The sequence below is a fragment of the Lysinibacillus sp. FJAT-14222 genome, from assembly GCF_001278875.1.
GTDB classification, from domain to species: domain Bacteria; phylum Bacillota; class Bacilli; order Bacillales_A; family Planococcaceae; genus Lysinibacillus; species Lysinibacillus agricola.
Genome location: NZ_LIYL01000059.1, coordinates 196,600 through 221,410 on the forward strand (window position 1 = coordinate 196,600; position 24,811 = coordinate 221,410).

General features: G+C 37.5%; 20 protein-coding genes and 1 CRISPR repeat array. Of the genes, 16 read left to right on the top strand and 4 right to left on the bottom strand.

What is annotated here, in order from left to right; genetic code table 11:
- Positions 1 to 24: 24 nt before the first annotated feature.
- Positions 25 to 942: a LysR family transcriptional regulator gene (locus tag AN161_RS24670; protein WP_241774642.1), complete on the bottom strand. Its 918-nt coding sequence runs from the start codon at positions 940 to 942 to the stop codon at positions 25 to 27.
- Positions 943 to 1,013: 71 nt separating this feature from the next.
- On the opposite strand from AN161_RS24670, the gene AN161_RS24675 reads away from it, so the two are divergent.
- The 7 genes from AN161_RS24675 (at position 1,014) to AN161_RS24705 (ending at position 7,380) form a co-directional block, all read left to right on the top strand.
- On the top strand, positions 1,014 to 2,228 hold the full coding sequence (locus tag AN161_RS24675) for an MFS transporter (protein ID WP_075807351.1): 1,215 nt from the start codon (positions 1,014 to 1,016) through the stop codon (positions 2,226 to 2,228).
- A 365-nt stretch (positions 2,229 to 2,593) separates the two neighbouring features.
- Positions 2,594 to 3,127 carry a sigma-70 family RNA polymerase sigma factor gene (locus AN161_RS24680; protein WP_075807360.1) on the top strand — a complete coding sequence of 178 codons (534 nt, stop codon included), beginning with the start codon at positions 2,594 to 2,596 and terminating at the stop codon, positions 3,125 to 3,127.
- Positions 3,111 to 3,995 (top strand): hypothetical protein, encoded by an 885-nt coding sequence (locus tag AN161_RS24685; RefSeq protein WP_053596961.1) that lies wholly within the window; start codon positions 3,111 to 3,113, stop codon positions 3,993 to 3,995. The genes AN161_RS24680 and AN161_RS24685 overlap by 17 nt, the downstream gene beginning before the upstream one ends.
- 179 nt (positions 3,996 to 4,174) lie before the next feature.
- A complete protein-coding gene (locus tag AN161_RS24690) occupies positions 4,175 to 4,891 on the top strand; it encodes a toast rack family protein (RefSeq protein WP_053596962.1) in 717 nt (238 codons plus the stop codon).
- A gap of 244 nt (positions 4,892 to 5,135) precedes the next feature.
- Entirely contained in the window at positions 5,136 to 5,678 is a 543-nt protein-coding gene (locus tag AN161_RS24695; RefSeq protein WP_053596963.1) for a sigma-70 family RNA polymerase sigma factor, read from the top strand.
- On the top strand, positions 5,662 to 6,768 hold the full coding sequence (locus tag AN161_RS24700) for a DUF4179 domain-containing protein (RefSeq protein ID WP_053596964.1): 1,107 nt from the start codon (positions 5,662 to 5,664) through the stop codon (positions 6,766 to 6,768). The genes AN161_RS24695 and AN161_RS24700 overlap by 17 nt, the downstream gene beginning before the upstream one ends.
- Positions 6,769 to 6,855: 87 nt before the next feature.
- Positions 6,856 to 7,380 carry a hypothetical protein gene (locus tag AN161_RS24705; RefSeq protein ID WP_053596965.1) on the top strand — a complete coding sequence of 175 codons (525 nt, stop codon included), beginning with the start codon at positions 6,856 to 6,858 and terminating at the stop codon, positions 7,378 to 7,380.
- A 138-nt stretch (positions 7,381 to 7,518) separates the two neighbouring features.
- On the opposite strand, the gene AN161_RS24710 is transcribed toward AN161_RS24705, so the two are convergent.
- From AN161_RS24710 to AN161_RS24720, 3 genes are read right to left on the bottom strand one after another with little or no spacing between them, the layout of a single operon-like run.
- Complete coding sequence (locus AN161_RS24710; protein ID WP_053596966.1) at positions 7,519 to 10,032, bottom strand: ABC transporter permease; 2,514 nt, start codon at positions 10,030 to 10,032, stop codon at positions 7,519 to 7,521.
- Entirely contained in the window at positions 10,032 to 10,847 is an 816-nt protein-coding gene (locus tag AN161_RS24715) for an ABC transporter ATP-binding protein (protein WP_082340399.1), read from the bottom strand. The genes AN161_RS24710 and AN161_RS24715 overlap by 1 nt, the downstream gene beginning before the upstream one ends.
- Positions 10,813 to 11,274, bottom strand: coding sequence for a sigma-70 family RNA polymerase sigma factor (locus AN161_RS24720; protein WP_343069274.1), 462 nt, complete (start codon positions 11,272 to 11,274; stop codon positions 10,813 to 10,815). The genes AN161_RS24715 and AN161_RS24720 overlap by 35 nt, the downstream gene beginning before the upstream one ends.
- A 669-nt stretch (positions 11,275 to 11,943) precedes the next feature.
- On the opposite strand from AN161_RS24720, the gene AN161_RS24725 reads away from it, so the two are divergent.
- The 9 genes from AN161_RS24725 (at position 11,944) to cas8c (ending at position 24,811) form a co-directional block, all read left to right on the top strand.
- Positions 11,944 to 12,888, top strand: coding sequence for a DoxX-like family protein (locus tag AN161_RS24725; protein ID WP_053596968.1), 945 nt, complete (start codon positions 11,944 to 11,946; stop codon positions 12,886 to 12,888).
- Complete coding sequence (locus tag AN161_RS24730) at positions 12,885 to 13,496, top strand: DUF4166 domain-containing protein (protein ID WP_053596969.1); 612 nt, start codon at positions 12,885 to 12,887, stop codon at positions 13,494 to 13,496. Before AN161_RS24725 ends, AN161_RS24730 begins: the two co-directional genes overlap by 4 nt.
- Entirely contained in the window at positions 13,465 to 15,018 is a 1,554-nt protein-coding gene (locus AN161_RS24735) for a YndJ family protein (protein ID WP_053596970.1), read from the top strand. Before AN161_RS24730 ends, AN161_RS24735 begins: the two co-directional genes overlap by 32 nt.
- A gap of 60 nt (positions 15,019 to 15,078) precedes the next feature.
- Positions 15,079 to 15,516, top strand: a complete 438-nt coding sequence (locus AN161_RS24740) for a hypothetical protein (protein WP_053596971.1) — start codon at positions 15,079 to 15,081, stop codon at positions 15,514 to 15,516.
- Between the two features lie 302 nt (positions 15,517 to 15,818).
- Complete coding sequence (locus tag AN161_RS24745; protein ID WP_053596972.1) at positions 15,819 to 17,501, top strand: methyl-accepting chemotaxis protein; 1,683 nt, start codon at positions 15,819 to 15,821, stop codon at positions 17,499 to 17,501.
- 72 nt (positions 17,502 to 17,573) lie between these two features.
- On the top strand, positions 17,574 to 18,500 hold the full coding sequence (locus tag AN161_RS24750; RefSeq protein ID WP_053596973.1) for an LPXTG cell wall anchor domain-containing protein: 927 nt from the start codon (positions 17,574 to 17,576) through the stop codon (positions 18,498 to 18,500).
- A 327-nt stretch (positions 18,501 to 18,827) separates the two neighbouring features.
- Positions 18,828 to 19,265: direct repeats of the CRISPR family, unit length 33 nt; unit sequence GTCTCTTCTCGTATGAGGAGAGTGGATTGAAAT.
- Positions 19,266 to 19,360: 95 nt separating this feature from the next.
- Positions 19,361 to 21,799: a CRISPR-associated helicase/endonuclease Cas3 gene (locus AN161_RS24755; RefSeq protein ID WP_053596974.1), complete on the top strand. Its 2,439-nt coding sequence runs from the start codon at positions 19,361 to 19,363 to the stop codon at positions 21,797 to 21,799.
- A 373-nt stretch (positions 21,800 to 22,172) separates the two neighbouring features.
- Positions 22,173 to 22,889, top strand: coding sequence for a type I-C CRISPR-associated protein Cas5c (cas5c, locus tag AN161_RS24760; protein ID WP_053597033.1), 717 nt, complete (start codon positions 22,173 to 22,175; stop codon positions 22,887 to 22,889).
- On the top strand, positions 22,886 to 24,811 hold the full coding sequence (gene cas8c, locus AN161_RS24765; protein WP_053596975.1) for a type I-C CRISPR-associated protein Cas8c/Csd1: 1,926 nt from the start codon (positions 22,886 to 22,888) through the stop codon (positions 24,809 to 24,811). The genes cas5c and cas8c overlap by 4 nt, the downstream gene beginning before the upstream one ends.

Here is a 24,811-nt window from a genome sequence, read left to right on the forward strand (position 1 = left end):
TAAATTAATTTGGACCCTATCGAACTAGCTTTGTTCGATAGGGTCTTCCAGCAACAACGATTCAATAACTTGTTTTAATTGAAAAATAGAAGATTGTTTACTTTCGCTTTTCTTGTAAATAAAGACAGTTTCTATCACCTTGTTTAGCTGCTGCAAATCGTAATAGTGAATGTTGGGATAGTTATAAAGATCAATTAGTTTTGTATTTAACACAGCAATCGAATTGTCTATTTGTAGGAAATCAAGAATACTACTTACTGATTTTATTTCTTTCATCGTAAATGGAATTTGATTCTTTTTTAGCCACTCTGCCATCGCATGTGTATACATACAGCCTCTGCTTAACACAAGTAGTGTAACGGGTGAACGTTCCTCAAAATTAATGATACATGTATTATTCGATATGACTTCAAAAGTTTCTGTTGCAATCATGTCATAATTTAAATCAGAATAATGTTTAATAGGATTACTCGTGAGTGCACAATCCATTTCGGCATTGTGTATTTTTTGATTTAAAGAAGTACTGGATTCCACAATGAAATCGACATCTAAAGGAATATTATTTGTCTGCAAGGCATTCATAATGGGTGCGCCATAAATTTTGATCGTTGTATGTGAAGTACCAAAGCTAATTTTTGTGTCCGTTTGTGCCGATCCAATTGCTTGTAAAAATTCATCGTATTCCTGTGTCATAAGCTTTAAAAAGTTTAAATATTGTATGCCTACATCCGTAATCTTCAAGCCTTGTGGTGTACGCTTAAAAACCTCTTGGCCAATTTCAGCCTCCATTTTTTTCACTTTAGAAGTTAAGGCAGATTGAGTATAATTCGTCATTTCTGCAGATTTACTGAGATTTTGCCTCTCCAAAATTTCGATTTTTAATGTTATTTCTTCTATGTTCATGTTGTATTTCACACACCTATAAAATTTTTTGATAGCCACTATCACTTTCCTCCATTTTACGCATTCCTAGGGCTAGCGTAAACTCTTGTACATAAAGTTATTCTACACAAATGAATCAGTGTATCGGTATTGGAGGAATTTTCATGAATACATATTATAAATGGATTATCGTATTAGTGGCTACGCTTTCTCAAACTGCGGCAACTTTTGTTACGTACGGCATGGGACCAATTGCTACATTTTATCAAATTGAATGGAATTTATCATCGTTACAAACAGGATTTATCGTTTCTGCAGTTAATATTGGGCCAATTTTCTCAATGATTTTGTTTGGCTATTTAATGGATAAAAAAGGGGAAAAACAAATCATCGGATGGGGCTCCATTTTATTAGGGTTCTCAGCTTTGCTACTAATGTTAGTAAATGACTATACGGTATTGTTAATTTTATTACTAGTCGTGGGGATATGGTACGGAAGTGCGCAAACAGGGGGCAGCACGGCAATCGTAAAATGGTTTCCAGACAAACATCGCGGGCTGGCGATTGGCATTCGACAAACAGGCATTCCAATCGGTGGAGCTCTAGCATCAGTCATTCTCACATATATGTACCATCATTTTAGCCTGTCATCAGTGCATCTTGTTCAAGGCTTGGTAGCTATTGCTGGCGGACTACTCTTTTTACTTATTTATCAGGAGCCTAAAAATCGCGTAACGGTAGCAGCAACATCTGTAACCTTAAAAGAGAAGCTCAACGCCATTAAAAATAATAAGAATTTATATCCAATCTATATTGTAGGAATCGTCATGATGACCTTACAAATGATACTCGTTGCCCATTTCATGAGTTATTTACATCAAGAAGGAGGTTATTCCTTAACGGAGGCGGGACAATATTTAAGCCTTGTATTAATAGGAGGAATGGTTGGAAGGGTAGCTATTGCTTGGATTAGTGATCAATTTTTTGCACAGAAGCGAGAACATTTATTAATGATGGTGATGGCGGGTGCAGTTATTCTTACAGTAATATTGCCACTTATGCTACATGTGGAAATTTTGATGCTACTGTTTTGTTTTGTATTAGGCTTTGTGGCTCTTGGGTGGTATTCATTGTTCATTGCTTGTGTGACAGAACAATCGAATCCAAATTATGTAGGTCTAACTGTGAGTGCAGCTTTGACGTTGAATCAACTATTTATTGTGATTGCCCCAACGTTATTTGGATTCATGGTCACTATTTTTTCAAGCTATCAATTGGCGATGGATATTGTAGCGATCTTTGTAGCGCTAGGTGCAGTTAATTTATATAGATCGATAAAAAGGTGAATTTTGGCTCATTACCATAACATGGGGTTGATTTCCGTTCTGACTGGGCGCTTTGTTGTTGCTGCCGCTTCGCTTTCGCACAGATAAAACATTGTTGCTGACGCTTCGCTTTCGCACAGATAAAACATTGCCGCTGACGCTTCGCTTTCGCACAGAGCAGAGCTTCCTGGGGGCGTCCGTATGCCGAGGCATAATTGATTAGGAGTGGCTATGACGCTTCTCTTGTCAACTTAAAAGCTTTAGTGGAGGGAAAGGATATCCCTTAACATGTAAGTTTCATGGAAAAAAATTTATTTTTTCATGAAACTTTTTCATTGTTCATTAGTCTAACTATAAATGCTTTTGAAGCAAAGGGGGCGAGCAAAATGTTAAAAGAACAGAAGGACGCTCACTTATCTAGTGCTATGACAATTTACGGAGATTATTTATTACGAGTATGCTATACATATGTTCAAGATTGGACAGTGGCCGAGGATTTGGTACAAGACACATTTGTTAAATACTATGAGAAAATGGACCAGTTTCGTGAAGAAGCTTCCGTCAAAACATATTTATATCGAATTGCGATCAACAATTGCCATAGTTATCTTTCAAGCTGGCGCTATAAAAAAATACAAGTCATTGATTACTGGGACAAATTAAAGAGCCTTTCCAATAATCCTGAGAAGGAAGTATTGATGGGTGAAACGGATGCAATGCTAGTGACATCGATTGAAAAACTTCCAACGAAATACAAAGATGTACTACTACTATTTCACTTTGCCGAGTTTTCCTTAAAGGACGTTGCAAAACTGTTAAAGCTACCAGAAAATACGGTGAAAACACGATTAAGGCGAGCGCGTCAAATGGTTGGGATCACGCTATTGGAGGAGGGGTTCGAATATGGATCAGATTCGTAATGCCATCAACGAAATGTATAAGGAAGGTAAATTCTCTCATGAAAGTCATGTAAAAACGTTTCAAAAAATCAATCAAAAAACGAAGAGGCAAACACCGTTAACGCCTATTATCCTAACAGTAGTCGTATCAGGATGTCTGTTAATCAGTTTAAAGCTAATGCTATCCCAAAATGATTTCCAATCAACGACGTCGGCAATCATCGATTCAAATCTTTATCCAGAAAAGTCTGGGAAGTTTAAAGACTATAGCGTATTAAAGCGTCCTTGGATGGTAGTAGGGTTAGCAAGTACAGTCTCCTTATTTATTTTTGCATTATTTGCTTTGATGAAAAAATGGTTTTGGCGTGTACTACTATGTATCATCATTATGATTGCCATTTTAGGAAATATGTCTGAACGAATTGGCTATCGCGTTTACGTACAAAATGAAGCGGAAATTCAAAATGCTATAAAATGGGGACCATTCCATCCTAATACTGTTAAAATGAATGATACAATAACGATTCAACAGTATAGAATTGGCTATTTTTCGGAGAATGGCTTTCAAGGTATATCAATTTTCAAGCATAATGGAAAAGGCTATGCATTAGATTTCTTTATACAGAGTGAATTAGATACAATGACTGCCGTTTATTTGAAAGACATCCACTACATTGTTATTCCATTACTTGAAAATCATAACATCGAAAAATTAATAATAGACACTGATGCTGAGCGAATGGAGATTGCAGTTGATTCGAATGTAGCACAATTAGTATCAGTACCTTTTAAATCAGAAATAGCTACTTCACAATTGGTGATACATGCATTGGATCATGAAGGAAAAACCTATATTCTCTATAATGATTCAAAAATTTTTACCTATTAACAGTTACCCCGTATGAAGGTAAGATGCCTTCATACGGGGTTCATTTTTGACATATCTATGAAATGAGTCGTCCCTACGTCTTAGGTCTTAGAAGAATTTAAAGCGGAGGGTCGTTTTTAATAATGAATATTCCTATATAATGAATTTATTGGAAGATTATATAGCGGGAGGAAATTACATTGAAAAAAATTATTGGACTTGGTTTAGTTATGGGTGCTTCCTTATTTGTTATATCTGGGTGTAACTCAGTCATGCCAGGTAAAACCAAAGATGAAACAATTCTAGTGGAAAAGGATAAAGCAGAGAGGTTAGATGTTGAATTACAATTTGGGGTTGGAGAAATTACAGTTGAAAAGGGTGCCAAGGATTGGGTTGAGGGGACTGCTCAATATAATATTGATAAACTGGCACCAAAAGTTAAATATGACTTACGCGGCAAGACAGGAAAAGTAGTGATTGACCATAAAGGTTCTACTAACGTGCGTCTTGGAAAAATAAAAAATACATGGGATATCGAACTGAATGAAGATATTCCAATGGACCTGTCAATCGAAACAGGTGCCTCGGATGCAGAAATTGATTTACAAGGGCTTCAGTTGGAAAAATTAGATATTGAAACGGGTATTGGTGATCTAAGTGTGAACTTAGGTGGTGATTGGAAAAAAAGCTTCGAAACGAATATTGAAACAGGTGTTGGGCAAACTACTGTCATTTTACCATCAAAGGTTGGTGTAAAACTTACGACAGAAGAAGGCATCGGCACTTCAAATATAGAAGGTTTAATTTCTAAAGGTAAAGGGGTTTATGTTAACGAAGCATATGATAAAGCTGATGTAGTATTAGAGGTTAATTCAGAACTTGGGGTTGGCGACATTACTTTTAAATTGGATAAATAAAGAAAAGTTTAGTAGGCTACTTTAAGTTGAAGTAGTCTACTTTTTTGGTTCTATAATATTAGTTACGGTATACATACATCGAAACAGAGTGACGGAGAGAACCGTCAGAGCGACGGAAAGTATCGACTGAACGACGGATAGGACTGCCGAAGTGGGGTTCACCCAACAATTGAAAAAAGAATTTTAACAAAGTGAAACCTTTTGATAGAGTTATTTACTCTAAGTATTGAAAGGGGGAAACAGCATGGAACATGATTTATCTATCGTCAAACAGGCTATTGCAGGGAATAAGGAAGCGTTTGAGCAGCTACTCATTCTAGAGGAAGAAAAACTATTCTATGCCGCGTTTTCTTATGTTGGCCAAAAAGAGGATGCATTGGATGCTATCCAAGAAGCAGCATGTAAAGCCTATCTAACCGTTCATCAGTTAAAGCATCCAGAATTTTTTTCCACATGGCTGTTTCGCATTTTAATACATGAATGCTACCGATTGCTAAAAAAAGGGCAAAAAATTATTCCTTATGAAGAAAGTGAATTATTAAATCGGTTACAGGAGCAAGAAAATGTTATGGCGAATCCAATCGATTTATCGGATGCCATACATCAATTGAATCATTCTCAACAAATGGCCATCATTTTATTTTATTATCACGATTTACCGATTAAAGAGATTTCTGAAGTAATGGAAAAGCCTGTGAGCACTATTAAGACGTATTTGCATCGTGGAAAAAAACAGTTGAAGCGAGAATTAGAAAGGAGTGCAACGTTCAATGAAAAAGCCATTTAATGAAAACGGACCCCTTCCAGAATTCCCTAGAGATGAGGTACGAGCAGCAATTACCAAAGGAATCCAACAAGCAGAGGAGCAAACAAATATGACTCAAACACCTGTGCAAATGAAAAGAAAAAGTAAACGTAAACCATTATTATATGTAGCAAGTGCGGCGGCCGCATTTAGTATTATGATCGGTTCTGTCGCATATGTATCACCAACTTTCGCAAGTACATTATCACAGCTACCAATTGTCGGGTCAGTATTCAGTAACTCAGGCTTACCTGGCCTAAAACAAGCTAGTGAACAAGGGTTAACAAGCACTGTTGGAGAAAAGCATACAATTAACGGTATTTCTGTAACCGTAGATGAAATCCTTTATGACGAATCTAATATTACGGTAGGACTTACGATTGATTCTGAAAAGGAATTAAGTGAGAATTACTTCGGGGCAGGACCGAACTTTACTATTAATGGTAAAAACCCTAAAGTGAGTTCTGGTGGCTATGGTGAAAAAGATTTAAATTCAACGGTCCGTACAGGCATCGCAAGATTTGAAGTGAAGGAGGACATGCCGGATTCCTTTGAAATGGGCTTAACGTTAGAAGGGAAAGAAGGGGAAAAGTGGGAATTTATAGTTCCTGTTAAAAAGATTACGAATACTATTTATGTTCCAGTTAGTCATCAGCAACAAGCAGAAGGCATTCAACTCGATGTGTCCAAAATTTCATTTAGCCCATCAGGTATAGCACTTGACTATAAAGCTACTGAAAAGGGGACAATTGATAATCCACAAGTAGGTGCATCGTTTATAGAATTCCGTATTACAGATGAGCATGGCAAGGAAATAACATCGCATTCAGGTGGGACAGAAGGTCATTTCGATAATGGTGTATGGAAATTTAGTAGCACCAAGTCCTTTGACCCGATTTCAGACGTTGTTCAAAAATTAACGATCTCCCCTTATTTATCGCTTCCTTCAGGCGGAGGTGGCGTACAAATGGATAAAGATGGTACAGAAACAGAAATACCATTTGATAAGTCGTCACTAAAAGAAGTGAAGTTCCAACCATTCACAGTCGAAGTACCTAAGCAAACTAAATAAACATTCAAAGCGTCAAATACTACCTTTGTATTTGGCGCTTATTTTGTGTTAGTTTATAGGAAGCAACTGAATGAAGGAGCGAACGGATTGAAGATTTATACATATAAACAACCAGCGGCCATTGAGTCAACGGAGTCAGTCGCAATTTTAAATGAAGCGGGCGAAGTATCGTCTACTGTTCAACGTGTGTATTCGAATGGATTGAAAAAGGCGTTTGACCGCACGATGGACTATCGTTATTTTGTACGTTTTGATGTTAGCGATATTGCTGGTCAGGCTCTTTTTACATGTAAGAAGATGTCGCGTCGTGGGCGAGTGCATTTTCGAGGGAAGGATTTCGTTACAGGCAAAGAGTATATGATTGCCTATGATGGCTGGCAAATTATGATTCCTGATCTAATCATCACAGATGGCGTCCAAAAAATAAATTTGAACAAGGAAATGGAGGACTGGTCCGTATTTTCTCTTGACGATCAACCGATTGCTCGCTGGCAGGCTGTCTTTTGTGAGACACATTTTGAGATTACGCTACAAATTGAAGACAACAGCCCGATACAGCATGAAGCCTTTTTTATTGCGATCGGACAAGCAGTGTTGTTTGTAGGTGCGTAAGATGTCGATAAATTTGAAAAAGTGTCCGATAAACTGAAATAGTTGGGTGATAAATCAAAAAAATAGGGCGATAAACTGAAACAATTGAGTGATAAATGAAAAACAGACCCTCTGCTACAAAAAAGGGTCTGCTTTCGTTTAAATATCAATCATTTCATTTGCCAATTTTTTACGACTAATCCAGTAACCTTGTAGCGTAAAGACAATAAGTGTCGCGCCTAAAAAGACGATACTCGTAACACCTAATGTAACGAAGTCATAAGATCCTCCATCAATTGTGAACATTAATTTTGTAACTAGAAGTCCAAGAAATGTCCCAACAGCCAGTCCATAAAGGACAAAGGATAACACTTGCGTCAAAATCAGCTTAATTAATCCTCGAGGTGAAAGACCAATAAGCCGCTGGATCGCATAATCGGCACGTCTTGAGTAAATGGAGTGAAGCAATGTTTGCAATACGCCAAGACAAGTAGCAGAAATTAAAATAACAAAGACGCCAACAAAAAGGCTCCAGCGCTGGAAGGTCATTTCATCGTTTTGCCTGATAAATGTCTCTTTATCAGTAATTTTTAAAGCTGGCCAACGCTCTTGTAAGTAAGAGAGGTCAGTTAATGCCTGATCTGTATCATCTGTTTCCACGATAATGTCTGTTATATTTGTTCTACTAATACTTGTTGTTTCAAGGTTTGAAAGGAAAGAGGACCAATCAACCATTAAATCGGAATCATTAATTGGAGAATCTACAATATCAATAATTTGAAATTCGCCGATAGGAACTTCTTGATGTAATGCATTATCATAGGTACCTGCTTTTAAGTGATCCCCAACAGTTAATTTATGTTCTTTTGCAAAACTTTCTTTAACAATAAGCCCATTTTTAAAATCACCTTCAATAGCATCTAGCTTATCTAATTGAACATATTTAGGAACATCTATCGCAATAATGTCATTTGATGTCCATTTATCATCAATCAGTAATGAGATATAAGCAAAGTTACTTTGTGCATAGGCATAGGACACGCTCGGCAATGCCTCAATTTCTTTTGTTAGAGCAGGTGTAATAGTTGGGTCATTTAATTCATTTTCAATTTTAATCGACGTTTCATATTGAGAGTTAATATACTCATATGAGTTTTGCTGAACCGATTTAAATAAAGAGCTGCCGAAAATTAAAATGACCATTAACCCGATAATGCTAAGTATAATCGGTGTATTTCTTCGTACCTGTGGCATAAGCTGATGACACGCTAAGTATGCTTCTTTGCCGAACACAGTACGAATAGGCTTCAATGAAATTTTGAATAGTGCTGTAAAGAGATATGGCATTATATAAAGGAAAATTCCACTGACAAGTAATGTGCCAATTAAAATCATGAGTGCACCTTGCCCACTATTCTTTCCGACTTTATAAGCATTCAAAAACAAGAATAGGGATATGACTGCAGCGCCGCTCACAATAATCGTTTTCCATTTTGCCCATCGTAAACTTAAATTTTCATTCTCTGTTGCGATTTGTAAAGGTAATAGACTAGAGCTTTTATGGACTTGCCACTTTGTGATTAGCTGGAGCAATAAAAAGCTTACAATAGCAATCCCTAACACAAAGATCATCGGTAAATTAGTTTTTGCATCTGGCATTTTCATGATGCTAATGAGCTGTGGTAGCCAACTTTTTATTACTAATAAACTGATCGATGTCCCCAGCAATACACCGAAGCCGATGATTAAAGATAATTGCAATTGTACAATGCGTCCTACTTGCTTTGTGGAGGCGCCAAGTGCACGTAATACCATAAGCTGTTCTTTAATTTTGTGGAATAATAGTTGGAACGTTGACAGTAGTAAGACGCTTGAAATAAGTAAGATAAAGAATGACAGAACAATCATAAAAATCATTAATGCTTGTAAATTTCTCTTGAAGTCATCATAGTCACTCATGACATCGACACGTAATGTTCCATCGAGCTGTTTCAAATCCGTACCAACTGCGGTTGCCACATTATCTTCCGTTTTTATGAGTGCAAACATACCGGCTGTTTGTGCATTACTATTTTCCATCCACATTTTCAACACATCATTTTGTATTAGGATTATATTAGGGCTATCTGTGCCTTTTAGAGGTGGAAGTATTTCTTGTATCGTAAAGTTGCCTGTATCTGCTTCAACTGAGTCTCCAACCGTTTTATTAAAAGTAACGTTTAGAGTATCGCCAACCTCTTTGTGGAAGAGACGCGCCACATTTTCAGTAATAACAACATCATTCGGACCAAGATTGACATTAAAATGATAGCGGCTTTTCACTAAGTCATCGCTTTCAACACCAACTGTATAAAATGATGTGCTTTTTTCATTTTCAACAATTGTATGAGCTAGTGACACACTAGAAACTTTTGTCACACCTGGCATTGTCTCAAAATTTTCGATTTGCTGAGAAGTTAATAGCATATTTTGCTCGGGATTATAGCCGACCATTATATCCATTTCTCCATATAATGCTTGTATTTCTTCCTTCATTTGACTATTAGCATTCCATATGTAAACACTCATTGTCATGACAAGGCAAATAGAAATGGTAATAATACTTATACTCGTTAATACATTGGCCCACGCTGCACGAAATAGCTTCAGAGCAATGGTACGCATCGTAAACATTACACATCACCTCTAGTAACCAGCTTGAACTTTGATAAAATGCAATCTAAATCCTCAGCTGTTTGCGTATTTTGATAGGAATCCACAATGGCACCATCATGGAAGAATAATACACGGTTTGCATAAGTAGCCACATAAGGGTCATGTGTCACGAGTAAAATGGTTTGACTCATATTGTTTTGCAAGTTTACTAACAGCTCTAAAATTTCATCTGTCGTATTCACATCCAATGCACCAGTCGGCTCATCGGCCAGTAAAATTGGCGGGTTTGCAATAATGGCGCGTGCTATAGCTACTCGTTGCTTTTGACCACCAGAAAGCTCATTTGGTCGATGCTTTGCCCAGGCAGCAATATTTAGTTTTTCCATCATTTGCTGTACACGTACTTTGATCTCTTTACTTGGTACATCATTGAGGATAAGGGGGAGCGCAATATTATCTTCAACTGATAAATCCTTCAACAAATGGAATGATTGAAAGATAAAGCCGATATTCTCTTTACGGAATTTCGATGCTTTTGGCTCTTGATAAATATCATGCGCTTCCTTTCCAAATAAGAATAACGCTCCTTCAGTTGGTTCATCGATGGCACTAATCATATTTAGCAGTGTACTTTTACCAGAACCGCTCGTCCCCATAATGGCCACCATTTCACCTTGATAAATCGTACAATGGATATTTTTCAATGCATTGACCGTATGATGCTTTTGTTGAAAGATTTTTGACATCCCTTCAACGCGTAACACTTCTGTTAAACGTCCCTCGGGAATTGGAATCCCATTAATGACTTCTTTCAACGGATTGAACCCATTCATCTATATATGCCCCCTTTAATTGTTGTCGTAAAGCTTGTAAGCCTCGGCGAATATGAGTTTTCACTGTGCCCTCAGGACATTGCAAAATCACAGCAATATCCTTTACAGAGTTGTCTTGATAAAAACGTAATAGTAAAACCGTTTTATATTTTTCCTCTAGCTTGCAGAGTGCATGCCATAAATCTAGTTCTTCTTCGATATATGTAGGTGATGTACTATTGAGATCCTCTAATGAATGTGGTTCGACAAGCTGTACAGAGTTTTTCTTGGCAAGATAGGTTTTACAGCAATTGATAATAATGCGCGTTAACCAGGTAGAAAAATATTGAGGATCCTTTAATTGAGGTAGGCCCTCATACGCACGGATAATGGTCTGTTGAAAAACTTCTACGGCGTCATTTTCATTTTGGACATAAACATAAGCCATTCGATATAACTTATGTTGCTCTTGTTCAATAAGCTGATAAAATGCTTGCTCATCTCCGTTTTGCGCTAACTCTACAAGTGATTCTTGCTTTGTAGTAATGAAAATCGCCTCCTTCTGACTATTAGACTTGGCAAACCATCATTTCGATTCAACTTTTTTTATTTTCTTCGAATTTAGTGGGTAATCACGATAACGTAGGGTTGATTTCCGTTCCGACTGAGCGCTTTGCTGCTGACGCTTCGCTTTCGCACAGAGCAAAGCTCCTGGGGGCGTCCGATGAGCCGCTTGGGCCAAAAGATGTTTTTTGCGCGAAAGCGTAGTGCTAACGTAGCGGCAGCAGAGGGTTTTGTATGTGCGAAAGCGTAGCGACAGGCACGAAGTTGGTCACGAAGGCGTTATCACAGGACATGATGCTCTTAGCCTTCGTTCCTCTACTTTCCAGGGTCTCATCTGTGACGTTGTGATCCCCAAGGAGTCGCCCAGTCGGAACGAAGATCAACACATACAAATGTTATCCCTACTTTTGGGGTTGTTCCAATTTAATAGATAAAGTCCAATTTATGGTGATAAATTAATTTATTGCTATAATACCATTAAAGAATGAAAGTTATTGAAGTTTTATATTTTGAAAGGTAAAACCGACTAGCTTGCTTGAAGGAGGAAATATAGATGAAGAAAAAGCCTATTTATGTGGAGGTAGATATACTAGCACCCATTGACGAGGCTTGGACCTATACCCAAAATCCAAAGCTGCATGAGCAGTGGGATTTACGTTTTAGCTCAATTACATATATCGATAAAAGTTCACCTGAAGAACCACAGCGCTTTACCTATGAGACGAAGGTGATGCCAGGTTTGAAGGTAAGTGGCTGGGGTGAAAGTAAAGGGGAGCATCAGAAGGAAGATGGCACCAAAACATCCTCGTTACATTTTGGCACGCCTCAAAAAATATCACCGATTGCAGAGGGGAAAGGATACTGGCAGTATATTCCTCATAACAAGGGGCTTACATTTTTAACGCAGTATGACTATGATGTTCGCTATGGAAAATTAGGGAAGTTATTTGATGGTGTGTTTCGTCCAATAATGGGCTGGGCAACAGCTCTTAGCTTCGATGTCTTAAAAAGATGGCTTGAAAAGGGAGAAAATCCTTATTCTCAGTATCGTCGCTTCTTTTTAACAATCCTAATTAGTGTGCTTTTTTGTTTTGTCTGGCTATACCATGGGCTTGTGCCGAAAATCATCGTGCAGCATCCGAGTGAGGTGATGATGGTTGAGGAATTACTAGGTGGGGGAACTAGTCAGCTTAGCGATGCTGGAGCATCTAAGAGCAACGCTACTCAAATAGTAAGCTGGATTGGTATTGCAGAGATGATCTTTGCACTTTGTTGGCTGTTACCTCGAGGGAAGCGCTTATTGTTTGGAGCTCAAATTTTACTGTTTCCGCTTTTAACAATGGGTGCCGTGCTAGCAGATAAAACGATTGCTACTGCTCCATTTAATCCAGTAACACTTAATGTAGCTTTATGGGTATTGTCCATTATTGGGTTTGTTCTTAGTAAAGATATGCCAAGTGCTAAAAGCTGTAAACGAAAGCGAGGAGAAACAGCATGACGATTTATCAAACTTTATTAGGCGAGGATTTTACACGACTTCATCCGAAGCTACAAAAGCGTTATGCATTACCTGTAGATCAACCTTTTTATGCAAAGGGTGTGATGCATAAAATTGAGTCTGGTGCAAAGTGGCTGCGTCCCTTTTATGCTATGGCTACAAAAACTAGATTCCTGTTTCCTGAATCAGGTGAGGATGTGCCATTTTCAATTTGTAATACTTGTCGAGTATTGCCAAGCGGAGAACTAGAAGTATTATGGGAGCGTACCTTCTATTTTTCTAACAAGACAAGATACTTTGATGCGAGGATGACGGTTGATCCAGTTCAAAAAATAGTGAAGGATTATTTAGGCTCACCGGCTCTTTTTTATTCAGATTTACATTTCGCGGTGACAAGTGAGGGGAGATTGGTCATTCGTTCTGGTGTTCAGCGATTTGTAGTTTCTCAAATAGAATGTCCGATACCAAAAATGTTGGAAGGACGTGTTGTTGTCGAGGAAGGATTTGACAACAAAAGAAATGTGTTTACGATTCATGTGTCCATCCATAATCCATTGATAGGGAGGTTGATGATGTATGCTGGTGAATTTACGCAACAATCTATGTAGTCCAGTCCTAGTATTAGGGCTTGTGCTGTCGGTCGTTTGTTATTTGTTTAGCCCTCAGCCTGAATATATGTTGCTACTGACAGTCGCACAGCTTATTTTTGTTCCTGCGATGGTGAAAATGGTTATTGCCTTTAACAAAGCCGGTGATGCTATTATTGTCGTGATGATGGTTGCAATTACGATGCTCCACTGGTGGTCTGAAGGGTCGGTAGCAATCGGTCTTGCGCTTATTTATGTGCTTTATACGGTGTTTATAGCTATACAAGGTGTGAAGCGATTTTTACAGCGAGGCTTTACAAACATGGCAGAAATCTCGATTGATGTTGGACTTATCTATATATTTATCGGAGGACTATGGTTTTTTGCTTTTATCGCAAACATCGATACAGGTTTTTCATCATTGATAACGTGGTTAACAGCCATTCATTTTCATTACTCAGCTTGTTTATTAGCGATTTCGATAGGTCTTTTTGGGCGAATACATAATAGTAGATGGTACAATGCGGTCGTTGTTATTTTATTGACAGGCCCGCTCCTTGTTGCATTGGGTATAACGTTTTCTACGATACTAGAAATTGTTTCAGTGGTACTTTATATCGCTGCTATTTACAGCTTATTTTTCCTTGCTCTAAAAACGAAACTCCCTCGTGGGCAAGGCTTACTTTTACGAATTTCCTATGGGTCTCTATGTGTCACGATATTATGGTCATTTATGTATGCATTTGGTCATCTTATAGGCAATGTCTATGTAGGAATACCAGAGATGCTAAAATTTCATGGATTCATGAATGGTGTTTTCTTCGGTAGTGTAGGGGTGCTGGCTTGGGCTGTAGCTATTCCAGAAACCACACATCAACCATTTCAATTTCCAATCAGCCAAATTCGTGGGAAATTGCGAGAACAAAGTGATCCACATCCTGGTTTAGTCGATTCGCTTAGTGACTTTGTTGATACGACAAAACTGCCTCACACGATTCCACATTTTTATGAAGAAACAAATCATTATCGTTTAAGGGCATCTGTAAAGTGGAAACCCTGGTTTAAACCGTTTGCTTTGATTTATCAAGGCTTAAGTCGTTTCATGCAACAGCTAAACTTACCCTTTTCCAGTAAGCAAATTGAGATGACAGGCAGGATTGTTAAAGTAGATGAGCTGCAAGATGGGCGTTTAGCTCCACGTGCATGGATTCGTAACATAGACAAACAAACAACCTTTGTCGCAATCTATTCGAAGCATACAACAGAGCAAATAACATATATGAATATTGCGCTCCCACTGCCTTTTTCAACAATGATTGGGGTGTTATATTTATATGAAGATAATGGTGATTTACATTTAACGAGCAATCACGATGGAGATGCGGGGATTTATTTAGCAATCAATCGTTTTTTATTCAAACTACCTTTACATGAACATTTTACGATTACGTCAAAGGATGAAGCAACACTAACGGCTGTACACAAAATGCGCATTTTCGGTCTAGCTTTTTTACAAATTGACTATCAAATAACAAGAAAATAGATCTTTATTGAAGGAATCTGCCTGTCTTTACTCGAAGGTAATAATAAAAGGGGTGATTCGTTGCGATTAACGAAGGGCATTTCAGGTTTTGATGCAGACCATTTAATCGAACAGGATATGCGTAGATTTCAGTCGATGGTTTATCATTTAGCTACAAGTGAACAACGAGCGAAAGCTTTGCAATTTATTGACCAACCACACTTTGTTTATATGCAAGCGTTGATTCAAATGGGGGATGAACAATTCACAATTCTTCATCATAGACTAATGCCTTATATTGCGTTTGCTAAATTTGATGAAGAACTAAACTTTCAATTTTTAACGAAGCCTCACTTACACAAATATTTTCCGATGCGCAAATGCCTTGTCGCAGATACACTAAACATATTGCTGACACAGGATAAGGAGCTTCATAGTTTATCTGAGGTTGAATGGAAATATATTTCACACTTTGACAGTAAAACAATCGGAGACGTTATGTTTAATTATTGGGATTAATGATATTTCTATAGAAGGGAACAGCTGACTATTGAGGCTGTTCCTTTTTTAGAGCAAAAGTCTTGTTTTAACGTTTTAAGGTAGTTCATCTGTTTGTTTAGATATTTCGAAAGATGCTTAAAATTACATAAAAATGTACTAGTTATTTCTTTTAATATAGAAAAAATTCTCAAATCATCCAAGTCCAGCTTAAAAATGGTAGATTACTAATGATGTGCAAAATTTAACTTCCTGTTGGCCAAAAGCCTCTGGTAGATAACAAGGCACATTAGATTGCATTCGGAAAATAAGGAGAATTTGAAATGAATTTCAAGTCAATAAGTAAAAGAATCGTTTTTTCCTTCAGTATTGTAATAGCAGTAGTGGTTTTATACATTGGTTACAATTACTATGCAGTATCACAAAGCAACAGCGCAACGGAACAAATCGTTGATGAAGAATTACAATTACTCATTACAGATTATGAACAAGCTCAAACGATTGGGCTAAGAATTGCCGCAGCTAGAGGGTATGTACTTTCTGGTGAAAAAAAGTATAAGGAAATATTTGAAGAGAATGTAAAGCATGCTGAAGAGAACGAGAAAATACGTTTAGCAATATCAGAGTCAGCAGATTTCAGCAAGTTTGCGGAAATGGCGAAGGAATGGAGCAGGTATGTTGAACAGGAAGTATTTACTGTTTATGATCAAGGCAAGATTGAACTAGCGACGAAAAATTTAGCTACTATGAATGAAAAGGCTACGGAAATACGTGAAGGCTATGAGGGGTTAGCCGAGCATCGTAAACAAGCGATTAATGTGTTAGGCGCAGACATTATTAAATCAGGAGAGAATAAGCAGCTTACAGGCATTATCGTTGGAATTGTCATTGTTATCGTTGCAATCATAATTGCATTGTTAAGTGCTCGAGTCATTTCAAGACCAATCATCACTTTGACAAATCGTATGCAACGAATTACTGAAGGTGATTTAAGTGAGCCTGCACTTATTGTGAATTCAAAAGATGAGGTAGGACAGCTTATGGAAGCGACTAATGCGATGTCGGATATTTTGAATCGTTTATTAAAGCAAATTCAAACAGTATCCAATGACGTAGCTGCGCATAGTGAAGAGCTCATGCAATCAGCGACAGAGGTGAAAACTGGTACGGAACAAATTGTCGATACAGTCACTGAAATCGCGAGTGGCACAGAGGTGCAGGCAAGTAATGCATCAGATGTAGCTACAACAATGGCAGAATTCACCTTAAAGATGACAGATGTCAATAACAGCAGTAAGGATGTTCATCAGTATTCCAAAAATGTCATGTCTTTAACGAAAGAGGGACAAGGTTTAATGGATGCATCCACTGAGCAAATGACATCCATTCATCATATTGTGAAGGATGCTGTTTATAAGGTAGACGAACTAAGTAAACAAACACAGGAAATCTCAAAAATCGTGTCTGTAATACAGGATATAGCTGCGCAAACGAATTTACTGGCGCTTAATGCTGCTATAGAAGCGGCTCGAGCAGGGGAGCACGGTAAAGGTTTTGCGGTAGTTGCAGATGAGGTTCGTAAACTCGCTGAACAAGTAGCCGTCTCAGTTGACGATATAACAAGTATTGTACAAAGAATTCAACAAGATTCGAACATGGTTACATCTTCACTAGAAAATGGCTATGGAGAGGTTGAAAAAGGTACAACACAAATTGCTTCTACAAATGAAACATTCAGCCAAATTGCAAAGGCTGTTTATTCGATGTCAACAAACATTGACAGCATGTCGACAAAGCTAGAAGAAGTAGTACAAAATACTGTGAATATTCATAAATCAGTGGACGAAATTGCAGCTGTATCAGAACAATCCGCTGCAGGCATTCAAGAAACCTCTGCAACTGTCGAACAAGCAGCAAGCTCTATGGATGAGATCAACAATAGTTCCGAAAATTTAGCGGGCATGGCAGAGAATTTGAACGAGCTCATTCGAAAATTTAAATTATAATTAAATCTATCGGAATTTCACACTTTCATCACATTTAGACTGTATACTATTGTATTGGAAGGTGGAATCATATTGAGAAAATATTTACTATTAATACTGATGAGCACTTTGCTTATGGCCCCTGTAGCCTACGCTCATACTATGGATAAAAGTACGCTTTTTTCTGATGTTCCAGAAACTGCAACAAATATACAGGAAATAATGGTACTTCATAGCATCGGATTGCTTGGCTATAATGGCAAAGATATGGCTTTAAATCCAACAGAAAATTTATCACGTAAAGATTTTGCTGGCTGGGTAGGAGGCTTCTTTGGCCTTGAAGGTGCTACTGTCGATGAGCTAGCCCAAGCAGCAAAAAATGAAGATTATGTTTCTTCACTTGAGGGAGACATTACTTATAAAGAAATTAATACAGCATTATTTCATCATAAACTAAATCTTGAAAAGCCAGATGCTACACTAACGAAAGAGGAGTATATTTCCTTTTTAACAGAAAATCTGGACGTTGATATGGGTGGTCACACATTGATTCAAATGGGCGGCTTCTCTGAAGGTCCAACTGGTACGATTGAAGATGTAGTAACAGGTGACGAGACGGGTGTAGTCATTGGAGGCAAAACATACATGCTTTCAGGTCATCCACGAATTTTTGCAGATTCAACGGAGGCAAAAAGCTGGGTTGGTCAAACATTAGAAAAATCCATTTTAACAACAGATGGTGGCCATCATCACGGTAATCATGATCACGGTGATGATCATCAAGAAGAACAGGCGTCCAACACACCAACACTACAATACATTCAAATACATTCAGGTACACAAGCGACTTCAGACGACACAAAAGAAATAAAATCAGCGAAAGCTACACCAAGAGAAGAACAACAATCAGCGACTGCAACTGACGACGCAACATCAAGCTCAAGCACTGTATGGATTGTAGCAATTATCGCATTACTAGCTGTCATCCTCGGCTTCGTATTTATGAAACGAAAAAAATAATGAAAATCGAAATAAACCAGCAATTGACGAGAAAATCTTGTCATTGCTGGTTTTTTTTGTGGCTTAGAAAATAGGATTAAATCAAGGGAATATATTATACTGATTAAATGTAAAATAATAGTTTTAATTTAGGTTTATTATACAATGTTTTGTTATAATTAGGTAAGGCGCGAATAGCAAGCGAACATAACTTTATAGAGAGATTCGCACCGAAATTCATTTAAATATGATAGCGTTAATTTTGTCGTTTTATTCCTTAAAACCTATGCGCATTAGATATTATGATATAAAAATGATGTATTTGTTATGGATTTATTAAGTTTTGCTGTCTCTTCTCGTATGAGGAGAGTGGATTGAAATTATTCCGTTCTCCACAACTTCTAGAGGAAATTCTGTCTCTTCTCGTATGAGGAGAGTGGATTGAAATAAAATGGAACAATATGAGAGTCAAAGTAATACAAGTCTCTTCTCGTATGAGGAGAGTGGATTGAAATCTGGTTGTAAGCATCTAGTGAAATAATACCTAACGTCTCTTCTCGTATGAGGAGAGTGGATTGAAATAACTTGTTTAGTGGTTGTTATTGATAGAACATTTCGTCTCTTCTCGTATGAGGAGAGTGGATTGAAATAATCCGTTGTGGAATGTCGATGCTAAAACTGATGGTCTCTTCTCGTATGAGGAGAGTGGATTGAAATTGGAGTCACTCGTAAGAAGTGAAGTTGTGGAAAAGCGTCTGTTCTCGTATGAGAGGAGTGGTTTGAAATTTGGCATCAAGGGTATTACAGTGATATGTATGATGTCTCTGCTCATATAAGGAAGTCGATTGTAAAAAATAAATAAAATAAGAAGGTGAATATAAATGTTGGTAAAAGACTTTATTGCGCATATTCGAACTAGTGACGGAGCAGAGCAATTGTTAGTAGATCATTTAAAAGAGGTGCAATATATTGCTGAAGAAATCGGACAGAAAATAGGGCTTAAGCATGTAACAGGACTTGCAGGTATGTTGCATGATATGGGCAAATTTAGTGATGCGTTTCAGGAATATATTCGCGATGCGGTGGCAAATCCTTCTGATCCACCAAAACGTGGGAGTGTTGATCACTCGACTGCTGGTGGCAAATTTTTGATGGAGCATTTTCAAAGAGTTAATCCAGTTTCTCCTTTTTTAGTGGAGTGTGTGGCAAATGCTATTTTTTCACATCATGGACAGTTACTAGATATGATAGATATGGATGGACAGTCGCCTTTTGTGAATCGGCTGACATCTGAGAAGAATATTGATTTTTCACTTGTAAAGCAACGTTTTTTACAGCATATGTATGATTTATCCTATTTGAACAGTTACGTTATAAAAGCTGCAAAGGAATTGGAAACGTATTTTGAAAGTAAACTGAAAAATGCGAAAACAACAGAAGAAGCAGCTAGTGTAATACAAAAAGAAACAAGCTTTGTCACGATATTTATTTTCAGTGCCTTGATTGATGCAGATCGTCACAACTCACGAGCATTCGAGGAACAGGAGGAAATTACACCTTTCGATGTTCAATCACTATGGAAAACTTTTGAAGGACGCCTAAATAAAGATTTAACCGAGAAGCAGAAAAAATCATTACCTAACGAAATTACACGTTTACGCAAACAAATGTCGATAGATTGCCTTGATAAAGCATCACTACCAACAGGTATATATACACTATCTATTCCTACAGGTGGTGGAAAAACTTTAGCAAGTCTTCGTTTTGCCCTGCGACATGCACAACTTCATCAAAAGCAACGTATTATTTACATTGTACCGTACACAACCATCATTGAGCAAAATGCACAAGAGGTGCGTGAAGTTTTACAGGCAGAGGATTATGTATTGGAGCATCACAGTAATGTAATTGAGGATACTGAACACAATGAAAATCTATCCTTTAAGGAGTATCAAGTGGCAAGAAGGTTGAATACCGCAAAGGATGATTGGGATGCACCAATAATTTTTACGACGATGGTGCAATTTTTAGAGACGTTTTATAGTGGGAAGTCGCGTAATGTGAGAAGGTTACATAACTTAGCAAATAGTATACTTATTTTTGACGAAGTACAATCCGTACCGATTCATTGTGTATCATTGTTTAATGAAGCGTTGAATTTCATGAAAAATACATGTAATACCACATCTATTCTATGTACAGCTACACAACCTGCTCTCCAGCTTGTACGCAATAATATTGATATTAATCGGGAACTTGTGGAAGACTTGCCAACGATTATTCAAGCATTTAAGCGTACATCCATCACGCCACTGTTAAAAAATAAGGGGTGGAACACGGAGGAAATCAGTGGTTTTGTTGAAGAATCGTTAATCACTCGCAACAATTTGTTAGTTATTTTAAATACAAAAAAAGCAGTTCATGACTTATACGAACAGCTTAAATATGCTGATTTTGACGTTATGCATTTAAGTACTGGCATGTGTCCTGCACATCGAAAGAAAAAACTAGAAGAGATGAGACTGAAACTTCAAAGAAAGGAAAAGTTTGTTTGTATTAGTACGCAATTGATTGAAGCGGGAGTGGATATTAGCTTCGAATGTGTTATCCGCTCGTTAGCTGGATTAGACTCTATTGCACAGGCTGCAGGACGTTGTAATCGTAATGGGGAGGTAGAATTACAAGATGTATATGTTTTTAACCATGCAGAGGAATCGCTCAGCAAGCTACCAACTATTAAAATGGGCGGAGAATGTTCGCATTATATAATGAAGGATTTACAGGATAATCCTGCACTATTTGGTGGTTATTTATTGTCAACCGAAGCAATGACGCATTACTTTAATCATATTTATAAGGCGTTTGATTCAACGTTGAATTATCCATTACCAAAACTTAAAACATCAATTTATGAATTATTATTTCGAATAGATACAGATAAGAATAAAACATATATTAAGGGACCTGGTAGACACTATCCATTAGCAACCTTGGCTAGTTATAAAACAGCTTTTTCGCATTTTGAAGTGATTGATGCCAAAACACAGGGGGTACTCGTGCCGTACGGTGAGGGGAAGAATCTCATTAGCCAGCTCATGGGCTACGATCCAATTGATGATTATCAAGTATTTTTGAAAAAGGCACAGCAGTGCAGTGTAAATGTGTTCAAACATGATTTTGAAGCATTGAAGCAAAACAATCAGTTGATTGTTGTACAGTTCGGGATATTTAATATTTATGTTGCAAAAGAAACAGCATATGACGATCAATTTGGAATAAGTGTTCAGGGAGAAGCACAGTTAGACGATTGTATTATTTAAGAAGTGAAAAGCAGCTCATTGCTTTTCAGGTAGTGAGCTGCATTCAAACTTAAATGATATAGTATATTTTTCAATCCACGCTATCAAGCGACATTAATAATAATAGCATAATTATTGGAGAGTTAAAGTTTAATTTAAAAATATATTGTTCATATAATATATTTATTTAATGTTTGTCATGTTTCTAGATAATCTGTTGACAAAATAGGTCCATATTGGAATAATTGGTTATAGATAATTCTTAAATAGAATTACTCTCTAGGAATTTTTGAGTGTGGGATTCTTCTTTTTAATTAACTCACTTTCATTAAGAAGAGAATTTCCCTCGAAAATTCACAGAGAAGTTGTGCAAGGAGGTGACAGGATGACAAAAATACGAAATCAAATTGAGTTTGAGGTACATGGTGCCTATGCATTATTTACAGACCCACTAATGAAACTTGGTGGTGAAAAGATGACAACTCAAATTCCAAGTTATCAAGCACTTAAGGGAATTGTGGAATCAATCTATTGGAAACCATCTATCATTTGGTATATTGATGAAATTCGTGTAATGAATGCTATTCGAATGGAATCGAAGGGTGTACGACCGATTGATATGTCGGGAGGAAATACGCTTGCCAATTACAGTTATTTGCGAGATGTACGTTATCAAGTAAAGGCACATTTTGAGTTTAATACAAATCGTATGGATTTAAAGCCAGACTTCAACGAGCACAAACATCATAATATTGCCAAGCGTTGTGTCGAAAAGGGTGGTCGTCGTGATGTTTTTTTGGGTGCAAGAGAATGTCAGGCTTATGTAGAGTCGTGCAATTTCGGCGCTGGGGAAGGTTTTTATGATAATTATGATGAGGTGCATTTTGGTACGATGGTGCATGGCCTAAATTATCCTGACGAAACAGGACGTAATATGCTAGAAACAAGACTTTGGCAACCTAGGATGAAAAATGGCTATATTTCTTTTATTCGTCCGGAAGAATGTTCTCTTGTTCGTCCAATTAAGGAAATGCATGCAAAGTCGTTTAATCTAGGAGAATCAATGACAGCTGTGGATGAAGAATACGATGAGCTGGAGGTGAAGAAATGAGTTATTTACGTGCTTTGTTTAATACCTACGAGGAAAATGAAGCGCAAGTAGGAGAGATTTTCTCAAAAGAAACAAAAGATAAAAAAGTGCTAGAATATACACTACTGCCGATTTCGCACACAACTCAAACAGCACATATTGAAATGATTATTAATCTTGATGGTACATTATATGATGCAAAAGTAATTGGGAAAATCAATACCATTTTACCGTTTACCGAAAGCTCTGGTAGTCGTTCAGGGAAAAATTATGTGTCTCATATGTTACAGGACAAGCTGATGTATGTAGCAGGTGATTATGTTGCTTTTACACAAGAAGAAGATAAAAGAGATGCACATCTCCATTATTTAGAACAACTCGGAGAATGGTGTGATTCGCACTATAGTCATCCGCACATACAAGCAATATACGAATATGTGAAAAAGGGAACACTTATTCAAGATTTGGTAGAGCGCTCTATTTTACATTTAACAGAAGCAGGACTATTGCATTCAAAATGGGATACAAAGCAGGATGGGGACAAGCCACCTATTTTCCAGATGCTCGCAGGTGCGCAGGAAAGCGCATTTGTTCGTTTTAATGTTCATGTACCTGGAGAAATTACTGATCCTGTCTGGAGTAATAAGGATATTTATGATGCATATAGTCAATTTTATAATACAAAGCTTCAGGAAAGCGATATTTGCTATGTAACAGGTGAATATTTACCTTTCACTGTGCGTCACCCTAATAAGCTACGTAACTCGGGGGATAAGGCTAAGTTAATTTCAGCAAATGACAGTAGCGGTTTTACATACCGTGGTCGTTTTAAGGATAGCTTTGAAGCAGCGAATATTAGTTATGATGTCTCGCAAAAAGCGCATAATGCATTAAAGTGGCTGATTGAACGGCAAGGAAAGCAAGTGGACGGTCGTATCTTTCTTGTATGGGGCTCAAAAAATCCAGATATGCCATATGTAGCTGACGATTTATCGAGTAGTGTGTTTACTGGATGGAATGATTTCTTGGTACAACGCGATGCTATGCTTGCGCAAAAAGCTGATACAAAGAAGGTATTGGCAGACCAGCATAGTCTACTTATTAGCGGTATAAAAAAGAATCTGAATATTCAAGAACATGATGATGAAAAGGTTTATATTTTAACGCTTGATGCGGCAACGCCTGGACGGTTAGCAGTACTCTATTATCGAGATTTAGATATTAAAGATTATTTTGATAAGCTATTAATCTGGCATAAGGATTGTAGCTGGCGTCATACGCGGAAGAAAGAAAATGAATGGGTGCAGTACTTCGGCTCTCCGTCCTTTTATACAATTGCACATGCCGCATATGGCCCAAGACCTAGTGATAAGGTCGTCAAAGGTGTGATAGAGCGAATGCTGCCTTGCATACTTGATGGACGAAAAATTCCGATTGATATAGTGCGCAGTGCAATTGTTCGTGCTTCAAATCCCCAATTCTACGATCAAATGTGGGAGTGGGAACAGGTACTAGGAGTAGCATGCTCACTCGTGAAAAAGCATTATTTTGATAAAGATAAGGAGGTTTATACTATGGCACTTGATACGACAAGTCCAGAACGTGATTACTTATTTGGTCGTTTACTCGCAGTTGCAGATGTGTTAGAACGTAATGCCTTGGGCAAGGAAGAAAACCGTCCGACTAATGCGTTGCGTTATATGAATGCATTTTCTCGACATCCTGCAAGGACATGGGAAACGATTCAAAGAAATCTACAACCCTATCAAATGAAGTTAAGAGAAAAGGGCATTTATTATACGAAGCTCATTGATGACATTGGTGCACAAATGGATATAAAAGATTTTACGGATGAGCCACTTAGTGGAAAATATTTATTAGGTTATTACAGTCAACGACAAGCATTGTATACAAAAAAAGAAAAGAATGAAGAGGAGAGTTAA